The 12,660-nt window shown below is 69.1% G+C and carries 14 protein-coding genes; 11 read left to right on the top strand and 3 right to left on the bottom strand.

The features are described from left to right. Positions 1–15 precede the first annotated feature (15 nt). The gene (locus ACFXHE_RS12735) at positions 16–828 is read left to right on the top strand and encodes a DUF1542 domain-containing protein (protein WP_379382845.1); all 813 of its coding nucleotides are present in this window, start codon (positions 16–18) and stop codon (positions 826–828) included. A 16-nt stretch (positions 829–844) separates the two neighbouring features. Here the strand turns inward: ACFXHE_RS12735 and ACFXHE_RS12730 are convergent, their stop codons facing one another. Then, positions 845–1,747 (bottom strand): alpha/beta fold hydrolase, encoded by a 903-nt coding sequence (locus ACFXHE_RS12730; protein WP_379382590.1) that lies wholly within the window; start codon positions 1,745–1,747, stop codon positions 845–847. A 114-nt stretch (positions 1,748–1,861) separates the two neighbouring features. Here ACFXHE_RS12730 and ACFXHE_RS12725 point away from each other — a divergent pair, with 114 nt between their 5' ends. The 3 genes from ACFXHE_RS12725 to ACFXHE_RS12715 all read left to right on the top strand — a co-directional run bounded on the left by ACFXHE_RS12725 (position 1,862) and on the right by ACFXHE_RS12715 (position 4,578). Further along, positions 1,862–2,455, top strand: a complete 594-nt coding sequence (locus ACFXHE_RS12725) for a TetR/AcrR family transcriptional regulator (protein WP_354834734.1) — start codon at positions 1,862–1,864, stop codon at positions 2,453–2,455. Between the two features lie 57 nt (positions 2,456–2,512). Beyond that, positions 2,513–3,343, top strand: coding sequence for a hypothetical protein (locus tag ACFXHE_RS12720; protein ID WP_379382588.1), 831 nt, complete (start codon positions 2,513–2,515; stop codon positions 3,341–3,343). Positions 3,344–3,558: 215 nt separating this feature from the next. Continuing rightward, positions 3,559–4,578, top strand: a complete 1,020-nt coding sequence (locus tag ACFXHE_RS12715) for a zinc-dependent alcohol dehydrogenase family protein (RefSeq protein ID WP_379382586.1) — start codon at positions 3,559–3,561, stop codon at positions 4,576–4,578. Between the two features lies 1 nt (position 4,579). Here the strand turns inward: ACFXHE_RS12715 and ACFXHE_RS12710 are convergent, their stop codons facing one another. Then, positions 4,580–5,059: a hypothetical protein gene (locus ACFXHE_RS12710; RefSeq protein ID WP_379382584.1), complete on the bottom strand. Its 480-nt coding sequence runs from the start codon at positions 5,057–5,059 to the stop codon at positions 4,580–4,582. Between the two features lie 332 nt (positions 5,060–5,391). Here ACFXHE_RS12710 and ACFXHE_RS12705 point away from each other — a divergent pair, with 332 nt between their 5' ends. Then, positions 5,392–6,603, top strand: coding sequence for a GAF domain-containing protein (locus tag ACFXHE_RS12705; protein WP_379382582.1), 1,212 nt, complete (start codon positions 5,392–5,394; stop codon positions 6,601–6,603). A gap of 27 nt (positions 6,604–6,630) precedes the next feature. On the opposite strand, the gene ACFXHE_RS12700 is transcribed toward ACFXHE_RS12705, so the two are convergent. Beyond that, positions 6,631–7,383 carry a hypothetical protein gene (locus tag ACFXHE_RS12700; RefSeq protein ID WP_379382580.1) on the bottom strand — a complete coding sequence of 251 codons (753 nt, stop codon included), beginning with the start codon at positions 7,381–7,383 and terminating at the stop codon, positions 6,631–6,633. Between the two features lie 211 nt (positions 7,384–7,594). On the opposite strand from ACFXHE_RS12700, the gene ACFXHE_RS12695 reads away from it, so the two are divergent. The 6 genes from ACFXHE_RS12695 to ACFXHE_RS12670 all read left to right on the top strand — a co-directional run bounded on the left by ACFXHE_RS12695 (position 7,595) and on the right by ACFXHE_RS12670 (position 12,657). After that, complete coding sequence (locus ACFXHE_RS12695; protein ID WP_379382578.1) at positions 7,595–8,074, top strand: NUDIX domain-containing protein; 480 nt, start codon at positions 7,595–7,597, stop codon at positions 8,072–8,074. A 123-nt stretch (positions 8,075–8,197) separates the two neighbouring features. Further along, positions 8,198–9,388: a cytochrome P450 gene (locus tag ACFXHE_RS12690; protein ID WP_379382576.1), complete on the top strand. Its 1,191-nt coding sequence runs from the start codon at positions 8,198–8,200 to the stop codon at positions 9,386–9,388. Positions 9,389–9,403: 15 nt separating this feature from the next. Continuing rightward, positions 9,404–9,598 (top strand): ferredoxin, encoded by a 195-nt coding sequence (locus ACFXHE_RS12685; RefSeq protein WP_379382572.1) that lies wholly within the window; start codon positions 9,404–9,406, stop codon positions 9,596–9,598. Continuing rightward, positions 9,598–10,794: an NAD(P)/FAD-dependent oxidoreductase gene (locus ACFXHE_RS12680; protein ID WP_379382570.1), complete on the top strand. Its 1,197-nt coding sequence runs from the start codon at positions 9,598–9,600 to the stop codon at positions 10,792–10,794. Before ACFXHE_RS12685 ends, ACFXHE_RS12680 begins: the two co-directional genes overlap by 1 nt. Positions 10,795–10,813: 19 nt before the next feature. Then, positions 10,814–11,986 (top strand): sensor histidine kinase, encoded by a 1,173-nt coding sequence (locus tag ACFXHE_RS12675; RefSeq protein ID WP_379382843.1) that lies wholly within the window; start codon positions 10,814–10,816, stop codon positions 11,984–11,986. Next, positions 11,983–12,657, top strand: a complete 675-nt coding sequence (locus ACFXHE_RS12670; RefSeq protein ID WP_379382568.1) for a response regulator — start codon at positions 11,983–11,985, stop codon at positions 12,655–12,657. Before ACFXHE_RS12675 ends, ACFXHE_RS12670 begins: the two co-directional genes overlap by 4 nt. Positions 12,658–12,660 lie beyond the last annotated feature (3 nt).

Here is a 12,660-nt window from a genome sequence, read left to right as displayed (position 1 = left end):
GTTCTGCTCATTGTCATGGTGGTTGTCCTGCTTGCGGTGGTGGCGGTCAACCGCGCGCAGCAATCGCGTTCCAACACCCAGCTCGAGGATGCCAAGGCCGATGCGCGCCGGGTGATCGAGCGCCTCGGCGGGCAGGTCTACAACCTCGTCGGCACCGACGATGCGTCGAAGCAGGCCCTCGCCGATGCGGGGGAGCGGTTCAATGCCGCGGGCTCGCAGATCGAGCAGGCCACCACGCCCGCGCAGGCTCGGCTTGCGAAAGAGACGGCGCTCGAAGGGCTTTACTACGTGGGGGCCGCGCGGACGGCCATGGGCCTGGACCCCGGTCCGGCCGTTCCGGAGCTCGACGGCCAGCGCAGTGCCGGCCGGGTCACCGAGGACCGCGCGATCGAATACGACGGGCGGCGCATCGAGGCCTCGCCCACGCCGTCGGCCTCCACTCCGAACTATTACCCGGGCGGTCGCGTCGCCGGCCGTCCCGTTCCGGCTGGTTGGTACTCCGAACCGTGGTGGAAGACCGCCCTGGTCGCCGGTGCCTGGGGCGTCGGCTCGGCGGTGCTGTTCAACGCCCTCTTCAGCGGCATGTCCGGGGTCGGGTACGACTCGGCCGCCTTCGAAAGCGGTTACGGCGACGGCTACCAGGCCGGACTGGACGCCGCCGACGGCGGATATGCCGACGGCGGCTACGACCAGAACGCCTCGGACCCCGGCTACGACCAGGGCGGCTATGACCAGGGCGGCTACGACCCCGGGGCCGACCTGAGCGGCCAGGACTTCGGCGACTACGGCAATTTCGGCGGCTTCGACGGATTCGACAGCGACTTCTGACGCCTCGGGACCGGAATCAGTGCCGGGTCTCGGCGCGGGTCGTGTCCAGGAAGAAGCGGATCGCGCTGGTCAGCTGTTCGGGCTGATCCTCGGGGGAGAAGGTGCGCGAATCGTGGATCCATTCGATGCGGGCGTCGGGGAATTCGGCGGCCAGGCGTTCGGCGTAGCGGTCCGGGAAGAAGCGGTCGCCCGCCGACCAGGCCAGTAGCACCGGCTTCTTGAAATCGGCGAAAGTCTTTGCGGCGGCGAGGGTGTACTGGCTGTCCAGGCCGCCGATGGCGCGGCGGACGTCCTCGCGGATGGCCTTGGTGCCGACCGGCAGGGCGTACGAGTCGCTGACCGCGCGGTCGATCGGGCCGCGGGCCAGCCAGCCGTAGGCGATGGGCAGGCGGCGAACGGCGCGGATGCGCAGACTCAGGGCCAGCGAGGCGAGCGCCCCCGGAGTGCGGGCAGCCAGGCCGATGTAGTCGAAGAACGGCGGCGGGAAGTTCTCGTAGGCGTCGCAGGAGGTCAGTACCAGGCGGGCGATGAGGTCCGGGCGGGCGGCCACGACCAGCTGGCTCACCGCGCCGCCGGAGTCGTTACCCACCAGGGTGACCGGGCCGAGGCCCAGTTTCTCGATGGCCTGGATGACCAGCTGGGCCAGGCCGGGGGCGCTCAGGTCGGCGCCGGGCATGGCGGTGGTGTGCGAACCGAAGGGCAGATCGATTGCCACGCAGCGGAATTCGCCGGCGAGCGCTGGAACGACCCGGCGCCACAGGTTGGCATTGACCAGCAGTCCGTGCACGAAGACGACGGGATCGCCGCTGCCGCTGTCGAAGACGGTCAGCGTGCCCTGCGGCAGGGTGAGCTCGCGTCGGGAGCCGAGGGCGGGGTCGCGCCAGGCGGCGCGGGATTCGGGGGAGATGGTGTGCGTCATCTGGATGACTCCTCTAGGAGCAGTGACGGTGAAGACGATTTCAAACTAACAAACAGGCTGCCTGTTTTCAATGGTTTCGCGTTACGATCCAGGCACCGAGCCAGAAAGGTGTCGATGATCAGGCAAGCCGAACGGTCCGAGTCGACCCGCGCGAATCTGATGGCCGCCGCGCGCGAACTCTTCGCCGAGCGCGGCTACGCGGCGGTCAGCACCCCCGAGATCGTGGAGCGCGCCGGCAGCTCCCGCGGCGCGCTGTATCACCAGTTCAAGGACAAGAAGGACCTGTTCCGCGCCGTCTACGAGCAGGTGCAGCAGGAGATCCTCCAGCAGGTCGCCGAGACCATGGCCGAGGCCCCGCCGACGGACACCATGGCCGTTCTCGAAGCCGGACTGCACAACTTCCTGCTCTCTTGCGTCGACCCCGAACGCGTCCGTATCACTCTCATCGACGCGCCGTCGGTGCTCGGCTGGCAGGAGTGGCGCGCGGTCGACGAGAAGTACGGCCTGGGCTTGGTCGTCGCGGGCCTCGAATCCGGTATCCAGGCCGGCATCCTGCGGGCCGACCTCGACGTCCGCCCCCTGGCCCTGATGATTCTCTCCGCCCTCGGCGAGGCCGCCATGTTCATCGCCAATGCCGACGATCCCGAAACCGCCCGCGCGCAAACCGAACCCGCGGTGCTGGCCTTGATCAACGGTCTACGGGTCTAGACACCGAATCGCGCGACACGCCCCGGAATCCGAGCCGGCGGCCCCAGACTCGATGGGGTGACGGACCTGGCGCTCACCCCGCAACGCCGAGCCGAACTGGTCGCCCTGCTCGGCGACGAGCTGCGGCTGCGCACCGAATTCCCCAGGGTCGCAGACTATCTCGACACCGCCTCCCGGCTGTCCGGCAACGGCGACGAACACGCCGACGCGGCCTTCGACCTCCGTCTGGTCCACTACCTGACCGGCGACAGCGCGGCAAACCCGTACTGGGACATAGTCGGACCATCCGTCTCCACGGTTGCGGGCCGCCGCGTGGTCGATGGCGGTCGCGCCACCGGCAGCACCAGACTCGGCTTCGCCCAGACGATCCTGCAATCCGCCTACGCCTACGCCATCCCCGCCCCGGAAACCATCGCCTGGATCGCCACCCGCTGCGCCGGCCGTCCACTGACCGAAATCGGTGCCGGCCGCGGCTATTGGGCCGCCCAACTGGCCCACGCCGGCCTCACCGTCCGCGCCTACGACACCGACCCCCCGAACACCACCGAAAACCCGTCCTTCCCACCCTCTCCCGGCCAGCGCTCCCTCTGGCACCCCGTCGGCCCCGCCACCCCTGACGCGGCCGCCACCGCCGGCCGCGACCACCACACCCTGCTCCTGTGCTGGCCCCCCGGCTGGGGCAATCACATGGCCTCCACGGCTCTCGCCGACTTCACGACCGCCGGCGGCACCCACCTCATCTACCTGGGCGAACCCCGAGGCGGCAGAACAGCCGACACCGCCTTCTTCGACACCCTCGCCTCCACCTGGCACCTGGATTCCGAAGATTCCCACTACGTCTCATGGTGGAACCTCACCGACACCGCTCAATCCTGGACCCGCCCCTGACCCACCACTCCGAGATCGGAACCTCATGAACACCCGTGGGCCGATCCGCCACTGCAAGGGAGGCGGACCCAACAACCCCTGCGTGGCAGCATTGGAGGGTAGTAGGGCTGGAATTGGGCCGCGCTGTTTCGAATCTTCGCCGTCGTAGGGCGGGGCGACGATCTGCACGTCGAACCGCTGTGGGACCTGGATCCGACCGAAGGAGCGTCAGGAAGATGAGAACCATGCAGTCTGTCGTCGCCGACACGGTGGGAGAACCGTCCGAGGTTCTGCGCCTGCAGACCCGCCCCATTCCGGAGCCTGGTCCCGGCGAGGTCCGGATCCGGGTGGCTGCTGCACCCGTTCATGCCAGCGACCTGCATACCGTCCGTGGTAGATACGGATTCGCGCCGGAGTTCCCCACCGTGCCCGGAATCGAATCCGTTGGTGTGATCGACGAACTCGGTAGCGGCACAGACGGTCTGACCGTCGGGCAACGTGTCATTACGGTCGGAGTCAGGGGAACGTGGCAGGAGTATGTCGTTGCCGATGCCGAGCGGGTCTTGCCTGTTCCCGTCGGCATGAGCAATTCGACGGCCGCCCAGATTCTCAGCAATCCGCTCACCGCCGTGATCCTGACCGGCGATGAACTCGATGTTCGACCGGGTGAATGGCTCTTGCAGACGGCGGCCGGTTCAACCGTGGGCCAGTCGGTCATCCAGCTCGGCGTGCACGTCGGCTTCAAGACCCTCAATGTGGTCCGCCGTCGATCCGCGGTCGAGGACATCCTCGCGTTGGGCGGCACCGCGGTGATCTGCACGGAGGACGAGGACCTGCGCGAACGGGTGGCCGACATAGCGGGCCACGACGGCGTGTCCAAGGCGATCGACTGTGTCAGCGGTCAGGTGGGTGCGGACGTGTCGCGTGCGCTGGCACCACACGGTGAGCTGGTCGTCTTCGGTGCGCTGTCCACGCACCGCCAAACCGATCCCGACAAACTCACCATCCCCGTCTTCGCGCGCTCGCTGATCTACGAAACCAAGACCGTTCGGGGGTTCTGGCTGTTCCGCTGGTTTACCGAGACCCCGAAGGATCGGATGGCCGCAACGATCGACCGGACACTTCAGCTCGCCGGCAGCGGCGCGTTGCGGGTGCCGGAGGGCCGTCCGATTCTCGTCGAAAAGTTCAGCGAAGCTGTCTATCTGGCCGAAGCTCCCGCACACGGGGGCAAACCGCTGCTGGTATTCGAACCGTAGTTCACCTTCCTGGCGTCTGCGTGTTCTTTCCACTCGCGCCGCCGCCGCGAGCTTCGATGGCCTTGATGGACTTCTCGAACGGCTTTCCCAGGACGCGGGTGCCGAAGAGTCCGAGCACCATCGCGAGCAGCCGTCCCCTGAGGTTCTTACCGTCGCGGACCACGACGGCGTCCACGTCGGTCATGCCCGTGGGCAGCTGCGTGAGGGTGTAGGTGTGGCCCGAGGCGCCACCCCACAGGTTGGAGTCGGTGGTCGTCATCACCACGTGACGGGGGTCGCTCCAGTCGTAGTGCAGGCGTTCCCAGATGCCGGTCGAGCCCTCCGTGACATCAGCGTCATGGGGGCCTTCGTGATGCACCTCGAGGTAGCTGTCTGCGCTGTTGCCGAAGAGTTCGTGCCGGCCCGGCCCGAAGTCGGTGAGGCCGGCCAGGAACTGCTCGGGCGTCGCGGTGGTCGTCTTGTGGAGATGGATCGTGGTCATGGCGCACGCCTTCCTTGACACTCGAATGATCCGCTCCGGTTCTGAAGACCGGGGTCGGTGACCCACATCCAGAACACCACTCGTTCGAGCGTCACGGAAGAGGTCTGCTCGACCTGATCTTGCGCGTCCACCATCACCCGGTGATGACGACTGTCCCCCGGGTGGCTGCAGTGCGATCGCGGGAAGCGTGGATAAGCCTGCGCCCCAGTCGCTCTCACAGCGACTGCGGCTCTGTCTCCTCGGTCCGAAAGGTCTGATTTCATTGTTCTTCTCGGCGACACCCGGCCCGAGAGACAAATATCCTCAGGTTGCCGGTGGGTAGCCTGTGCCACATGTCCGATGAGCTGTGGGGTGTCGTACCGGACGAGCTGCGTGAACTGACGGCCTCGCGAGAACGGCTACACGATCTGGTCGAGGCGGTGTACACGGTGGTCTCGGACCTGGATGTGGATCTGGTGCTGCGGCAGCTGGTGACCGCGGCGGTCCGGCTGGTCGGTGCCCAGTACGGCGCACTGGGTTTGCTCGAACCCGAGAACGGGACCGGTGAACGGCAGCTGGCGCAATTCGTCCCGGTCGGTATGGATGAGGAGACGATTCGCCGGATCGGGCACTGGCCGCACGGCCGGGGCGTGCTCGACGCGGTGCTGTCCGGGGAGCATCCGGTCCGGCTGGCCGACCTCACCAAGAGTCCCGCCTTCGAGGGCTGGCCCGACGGGCATCCGCCCATGCGCAGCTTCCTCGGGGTGCCGCTGCGCTATCGCGGCACGGTCCTGGGCGACCTGTACCTGACGAACAAGCGCGGCGGCGCGTTCAGCGACGAGGACGAACGGATCATCGAGGCGCTGGCCGTCATCGCGGCCGTGAAGATCGTCAATGTGCGCATGTACGACCAGGTGCAGCGCGACACCGTACGCCGCCGGCAGGACTCGGCCACGATCGCCGTGCTGGCGGAGCGCGATCGCATCGGCCGCGACCTGCACGACTCCGTGATCCAGCGCATCTACGCCTCGGGCCAGGCCCTGCAGGGCGCGCTCCGGATGAACCCGGCGCCCGAGATCGGGGAGCGGCTCGCCCGCGTGGTGGCCGACCTGGACGACACCATCCAGGACATTCGTGCCACCCTCTTCGCGCTGCCTCCGACCGCCGGTGGGCAGGGTGGATTACGCAGCGAGATCACCGAATTGGTGTCCACCGCCGCCCGCCACCTCGGCTGCACACCGAGCCTGCGGCAGGACGGTCCCCTCGACACCCGGGTGCCGCCGGAGACCGGGCGGCAGGCGCTGGCCGTACTGCGTGAGTCACTGTCGAATGTGGCGCGCCACGCCGAGGCCACCCGCATCGACGTGGACGTCAGCGCGGCCCGGGGGGAACTGCGAATCTCGGTGGCGGACAACGGTATCGGCGTGGGCGACGCGCCCCGGCGGGGCGGGCTGCGCAAGATCGCCGAACGCGCCACCGATCTCGCCGGCGCGCTCGAACTTGGGCCGGGTCTGGACGGGTACGGCACCACGCTGGTCTGGCGGGTGCCGATTCCGCAGGTCTGAGCCGCCGGCCGCTTCCGGCCGGGTGCGTCAGTTACTCGGCTGCGCAGGCTGCGCAGCCGCCGGGGTCGTGGTCTTGTCCGCCCACTTGGTGGTGCCGTCGGGGGCCTGCAGGGTGGACAGCAGATCGATGCCCGAGGCGATGAGGGTCGGGCCGCCGAGGACGATGGTGCCGATGATGCCGCCCGCCGCGGCGCCTGTGGTCAGACCCGGGACACAGCCCGCTACCAGGGTGGCGATGCAGCCGATGGTTGCGCCGATGGCGGTGCCGACGAAGGCGCCGATGGTGGTGGCCAGGCTGAACTGGGTGGTGAAGCTGCTCAGCGCGCGGTCGTTCTCCATTTGCGAGGCAACCGGTTTCACAACCAGCGGCTGCGACACCGACACCCCGGCCGGTTTGTCGGGAGTGAGGGCCAGCACGGTGCCGTCCTTCTGCACCTCGGATTTGACCGGAATATCGATGGGTCCCAGATGGAATTTCAGCGGCACCGTGAGCAGCACCTTGCCGTCGGCGTCCTTCACGTTCACCACGTCGGCGGGCTTGGCCGCCGGGTCCGAATCGGGGGCCGCCGGCGCGGCATCCTCGGCCGCCTGCGACAGCTCGAAGGTGCCGCCCTTGAGCGTGGTGACGACGGTCTTGTCCACCAGCTTGGCCGAGTACACCAGGCCGGGGGTGGCGGGCTCGGCGTTCGCCGGGCCGGTTGCCACCGACAGTGCGGTGGCCTGGGTCACGAGTGCGCCGATCACCAGGGTGGCAGTCGCGCAGGTGTTGCGGAACTCCATGCGGTATCCAATCCGTCAACAGGTGTGGGCCGTCCGAACCCAGGAGCTTAATGGAATTCGATGGTGCCGAACAGGTTTCGGGCGCAAGACACCGCGCGGGAAATATTCGTCCGTTATCGGGAAAATATCCCTGGCGTCCGAATTGCCGCAGTGTCGCTCACAGTAACGCCCGCGGTGTGCGCCCGCGCGCCGATTCGGCAAACTCCTTGCCATGAGCCTCAGATTCAGCGCCGGAGTCCTGCTGTTCCGCCGCACCACCGGCCTCGAAGTGCTGATCGGGCACATGGGCGGACCGTTGTGGGCGAAGAAGGACGCCGCCGCCTGGTCCATCCCCAAGGGCGAGTACGAGCCCACCGATGAGCAGCCCCGCGACGCCGCCCGCCGCGAATTCGGCGAAGAACTCGGCCTGCCCGTGCCCGATGGCGAATGGATTCCGCTCGGCGACGTCCAGTACGGCAGCGGAAGCAGCAAGAAGCAGGTCACGGTGTGGGCCGTCGAGGGCGACCTGGATCCGGAACAGGTGGTGCCGGGCACGTTCGAAATGGAGTGGCCGCCACGATCCGGGCGAATCGCCGAATTCCCCGAAATCGATCGGGCCGCCTGGTTCGACCTCGACACCGCCCACGAGAAACTCGGCAAGGGCCAGCGCCCCTACCTCGACCGCCTGCGCGAGCACCTCGCCGGCGCGTAGCCCGGCATACCGCGTTCGCGGTATGCCGAAAGTCCACGTCCGGACGACGACGGCCACCCGGTCCCGGCGGCAGGGTGGTTGTTACCGCGATCAGCGGATCGCCACCGTTCGGAAAGGACGTCGATGACCCATACCCAGCTCGCCGGGAGCCAGCCCGTGGTCCGGACCTGTCCGTTCAGCCCGCCCGGGGAATACCGGGAATTGCGCGAGCAGGATCCGGTCGCGCACGTCACCCTGCCGGACGGCATCGACGGCTGGCTGATCACGCGATACGCCGACGTGCGGGCCGTGCTGTCCGACCCGCGCTTCAGCTCGAGGCGCCGCGGTGTCACCGGCAATCACCGTGGCTCGCAAGAGATTCCGCCGCCTCCGCCGGGCTGGTTCATCTTCATGGACGCGCCGGAGCACAGCCGCCTGCGCAAGATGCTCACCGGCCAGTTCACCGTGCGGCGCATGCGCGAGCTGGCCCCGGCGGTCGAGCGGATCGTCGCCGATCACCTGGACGCCATGGCGGCGGCCACCGGTCCGGTCGACCTCGTGCAGGACTTCGCGCTGCCGATTCCCTCGCTGGTCATCTGCGAGCTGCTCGGGGTGCCGTACGCCGATCGTGCGGAGTTCCAGCACAATTCGGCCACGCTGCTGCGGCTCGGCGCACCCGCCGAGGAGGTGGCGCAGGCCCAGCTGGAACTGAACCAGCTGATCCATCGCCTCGCCGTCCAGAAGCGGACCGAGCCCGCCGACGACATCCTCAGCGCCCTGGTCCGGGACGGGGACCTCACCGATGAGGAGCTGGCGGGCATCGGCGTGCTGCTGCTGGTCGCCGGGCACGAGACCACGGCCAACATGATCGCCCTGAGCACCCTGTGCCTGCTGCGCGACCCCGCCCAGCTGGCCCTGCTGCGCGCCGAGCCCGAGCATGCCGACGCCGTGGTGGAGGAGCTGCTGCGCTTCCTGAGTGTCATCCAATTCGGTATCCGCAGAACGGCTTTGGCGGATGTCGAGGTGGGCGGTCAGCTGATCCCGGCGGGCGGCACGGTGGTCGCGCACCTGCCCGCGGCCAACCGCGACCCGGAGCTGTTCCCCGACGATCCGGAAAGCCTGGACCTGCTGCGCCCCCACCGGCCGCACGTGGCGTTCGGCTTCGGTATCCATCAGTGCATCGGCCAGCAGCTGGCCCGGCTGGAGCTGCGCATCGCGCTGACCGCCCTGTTCGAACGCTTCCCGGAACTGCGGCTCGCGGTGCCGCTGGAAGCGGTTCCGATGCGCGACGAGATGGTTGTCTACGGCGTCCACGAGCTGCCGGTTACCTGGTAGGGGAGGGGATATGCCATGAAGATCCACATCGACGAGAACAGATGCTGCGGTGGCGGTCAGTGCGTGGTGGCCGCACCGGAGGTGTTCGACCAGCGCGACGAGGACGGCATCGTCCTCCTGCTCGATCCGCGCCCGGCCGAGGAGCTGCTGCCGCAGGTGCTCGATGCCGCCGCGCGCTGCCCGGCCCTCGCCATCCGGGTGGAGCAATAGTGCCCGGCCCCGATCACCTTGTGGTGGTGGGCGCTTCGGCCGCTGGTCTGAGCGCGGCCGAGGCCCTGCGGCGCGAGGGCTTCACCGGCACGCTCACCCTGATCGGCGAGGAGACCCACGCGCCCTATGATCGGCCGCCGCTGTCGAAACAGCTGCTCACCGGCGACCGGCAGCCGCCGGATATCGCGCTGCGCGATGATGCGGCGCTCGCGGGGCTCGCTCTCGAACTGCGATCGGGTTGCCGCGCAACAGGTCTCGACACCGATGCGCGCACCGTCACCCTCGCCGACGGCGACCGGGTGCGCTACGACGGCCTGATCATCGCGACCGGCCTGCGCCCCCGCCGCCTGCCCTTCGGGCACGACCTGGCCGGAATGCACGTGCTGCGGACCCTCGACGACGCCCTCGCCCTGCGCGCGGAACTGGCGGCCGGACCGCGGGTGGTGGTGCTCGGCGCGGGCTTCCTCGGCAGCGAGATCGCCGCGTCCGCACGGGAACTCGGGGTGGACGTCACCCTCGTGGACGCCGAGCCCGCGCCGCTGATCCGCCAGTTCGGTGCCGAGGTCGCGGACCTGGTGGCCGCGACGCATCGCGACCATGGAGTGCGAATGCGGATGGGCCGCAAGGTTTCCGACATCGAGGGCGCGGAAGGCCGGGTCACCGCCGTGGTGCTCGACGACGGGACCCGGCTGGCGGCCGATGTCGTGGTGGTCGCCATCGGCTCGGTGCCCGCCGTCGACTGGCTGGCCGGATCCGGTGTTCCGGTCGGCGACGGAGTGCTCTGCGACGAATACTGCCGGGTCGCGCCGGGGGTGTACGCCGCCGGTGATGTCGCCAACTGGCCGCATCCGGGCCTCGGCGCGCGGGTCCGGTTCGAGCAGCGCACCAACGCGGGCGAGCAGGCCATGGCCGCGGCCCGCAATCTGCTCGCCGAACCGGGACGGGAAACACCCTATGCGCCAACCCCTTTCGGCTGGACCGACCACTACGACAGCAAGATCCAGATCCACGGCTGGTGTCCCGCCGGCGCCCGGACCGAGATCGTTGCGGGAGACCCCCGCGAACGCAAGTTCGTCGCGCTCTACCGCATCGCCGACCGGGTCGTCGGGGCGGTGGGCTGGAACAGTGCCCGCACCCTGCGGGAATACCGTGGCCGCGTCACCGCGCCGGGTCACGCCGATGCGTGCGGCGGGTAGGTACCTTGACGACGTGCGGATGATCGCCCAGCTGCGGTGCTGGCTGCGAGTCCGGCCGTGGGCGGCCGACCTCGCGGTCGCGATCGGATGCTTCCTGGTCGCCACCCCGGTGGCCGCGAGCATGGCGTATCTGCGGCACAGCCCGATGGACCGGGCGGTCAGCGGGCTCGCGCTCACCTGTGTACCGCTGCTGGTCCGCAGCCGATGGCCGATCCCGGTGGTCGCCGCCACCGTGCTCGTGGAAGTCGCTCGCTACCTGGTGATTCCGTACTCCACTCCGCCGCCCGCGGCCACCGCGGTCGCGCTCTTCACGGTGGCGAACCGGATGGATCGGCGCACCGCCTGGCTGGCCGGCGTGTGTGCCGCGGTGCCGCTGGTCGCCGCCATCCTCATTTCGCAGCCGAGTCCGCCGGATCTGCCCCAGGCGCTGTCCCAGATCGCCTGGACCCTGCTCGGCGTCGCCGCGGGTGATGCGGTGCGCAGCCATCGGAAGCTGCTGGCCGCGGCCCTCGAACGGGCCGAAACCGCCGAACGCGACCGGGAGGCGGAGGCCGCCCGCCGCGTCGCCGAGGAACGCCTGCGGATCGCCCGGGAGCTGCACGACGTGGTCGCCCACCACATCACGCTGGTGAACGCGCAGGCCAGTGTCGCGCACCATCTGATGCGCACCGATCCGGACCACGCCTACGAGGCGCTGGAACGCATTCGCGACACCAGCCGGACCGCCCTCGACGATCTCCGCGCGACCGTCGGAGTGCTGCGCGCGGAAGACGATTCGGGCCATCCGCGCGCCCCCTCACCCGGCCTCGGGGAGCTGACCGAGCTGGTGGAGTCCTTCCGGCACGCCGGGCTGGACGTCACCGTCGAGCGTTCCGGGGAGCCGTTCGAGCTGTCCTCGCTGACCGACCTCACCGCCTACCGAATCATTCAGGAGGCGTTGACCAATACCCGCAAGCACGCTGGGGTGCGGACCGCGCGGGTGCGGCTGGACTATCGACCCGACCGGGTGCGGATCACCGTCGAGGACGACGGCCGCCTGCACACGGAGACCGGCACCGGCTACGGGATGATCGGCATGCGGGAACGCGTGAAGGCCGTGGGCGGCACGCTCGATGCGGGCCCGGGCCCGCACGGTGGTTTCCGGGTGGACGCCGAACTGCCGCATCGCAACGGCCGAGAGGGCGGGTCATGACGATTCGGGTAGTGCTGGCCGACGACCAGGCGCTCCTGCGCGACACCTTCCGCATGCTCATCGACTCCACCGAGGACATGCGGGTGGTCGGCGAGGCCGCCACCGGCCGCGAAGCGGTCGAACTCGCCCGCACCCACCGGGCCGACGTCGTGCTGATGGACATTCGCATGCCCGAGCTGGACGGCCTGGCCGCGACCCGGCTGATCAGTGCGGACGAGGACCTCGCCGGCGTGAAGGTGCTGGTGCTCACCACCTTCGAGTACGAGGAGCACGTCGTCGAGGCCCTGCACGCCGGGGCGAGCGGATTCCTCGGCAAGGGGATGAACGCCGACGAACTGCTCGCCGCGATCCGCACGGTCGTCGCCGGCGACGCCCTGCTGTCGCCCACCGCGACCAAGGCGCTGATCGGCCGCTTCCTGGCCCAGCCGGATCCGGTGCGCTGGGAGCCGCCGCCCGCACTGGCGGCACTCACCCCGCGCGAACGCGAGGTGGTCACGCTGGTCGCGCTGGGCCTGTCCAACGACGAGATCGCCGAACGCCTCTTCATCACCGCCCTCACCGCCAAGACCCACGTCAATCGCGCCATGGCCAAACTCGATGCGCGCGACCGGGCCCAGCTCGTCGTCATCGCCTACCGCACCGGCCTGGTCCGTCCCGACACTCCGAGCTGAACC

The sequence above is a fragment of the Nocardia sp. NPDC059229 genome (assembly GCF_042754165.1).
GTDB lineage: Bacteria > Actinomycetota > Actinomycetes > Mycobacteriales > Mycobacteriaceae > Nocardia.
The sequence above is the reverse complement of the archived record's forward strand: the minus strand, read 5'-3'. Positions and strand labels throughout refer to the sequence as shown.

Coding starts and splice junctions, on each gene's coding strand:
- ACFXHE_RS12735 (WP_379382845.1), top strand. CDS start 16: ATGGTGGTTGTCCTGCTTGCGGTGGTGGCGGTCAACCGCGCGCAGCAA.
- ACFXHE_RS12730 (WP_379382590.1), bottom strand. CDS start 1,747: ATGACGCACACCATCTCCCCCGAATCCCGCGCCGCCTGGCGCGACCCC.
- ACFXHE_RS12725 (WP_354834734.1), top strand. CDS start 1,862: ATGATCAGGCAAGCCGAACGGTCCGAGTCGACCCGCGCGAATCTGATG.
- ACFXHE_RS12715 (WP_379382586.1), top strand. CDS start 3,559: ATGAGAACCATGCAGTCTGTCGTCGCCGACACGGTGGGAGAACCGTCC.
- ACFXHE_RS12710 (WP_379382584.1), bottom strand. CDS start 5,059: ATGACCACGATCCATCTCCACAAGACGACCACCGCGACGCCCGAGCAG.
- ACFXHE_RS12705 (WP_379382582.1), top strand. CDS start 5,392: ATGTCCGATGAGCTGTGGGGTGTCGTACCGGACGAGCTGCGTGAACTG.
- ACFXHE_RS12700 (WP_379382580.1), bottom strand. CDS start 7,383: ATGGAGTTCCGCAACACCTGCGCGACTGCCACCCTGGTGATCGGCGCA.
- ACFXHE_RS12695 (WP_379382578.1), top strand. CDS start 7,595: ATGAGCCTCAGATTCAGCGCCGGAGTCCTGCTGTTCCGCCGCACCACC.
- ACFXHE_RS12690 (WP_379382576.1), top strand. CDS start 8,198: ATGACCCATACCCAGCTCGCCGGGAGCCAGCCCGTGGTCCGGACCTGT.
- ACFXHE_RS12685 (WP_379382572.1), top strand. CDS start 9,404: ATGAAGATCCACATCGACGAGAACAGATGCTGCGGTGGCGGTCAGTGC.
- ACFXHE_RS12675 (WP_379382843.1), top strand. CDS start 10,814: ATGATCGCCCAGCTGCGGTGCTGGCTGCGAGTCCGGCCGTGGGCGGCC.
- ACFXHE_RS12670 (WP_379382568.1), top strand. CDS start 11,983: ATGACGATTCGGGTAGTGCTGGCCGACGACCAGGCGCTCCTGCGCGAC.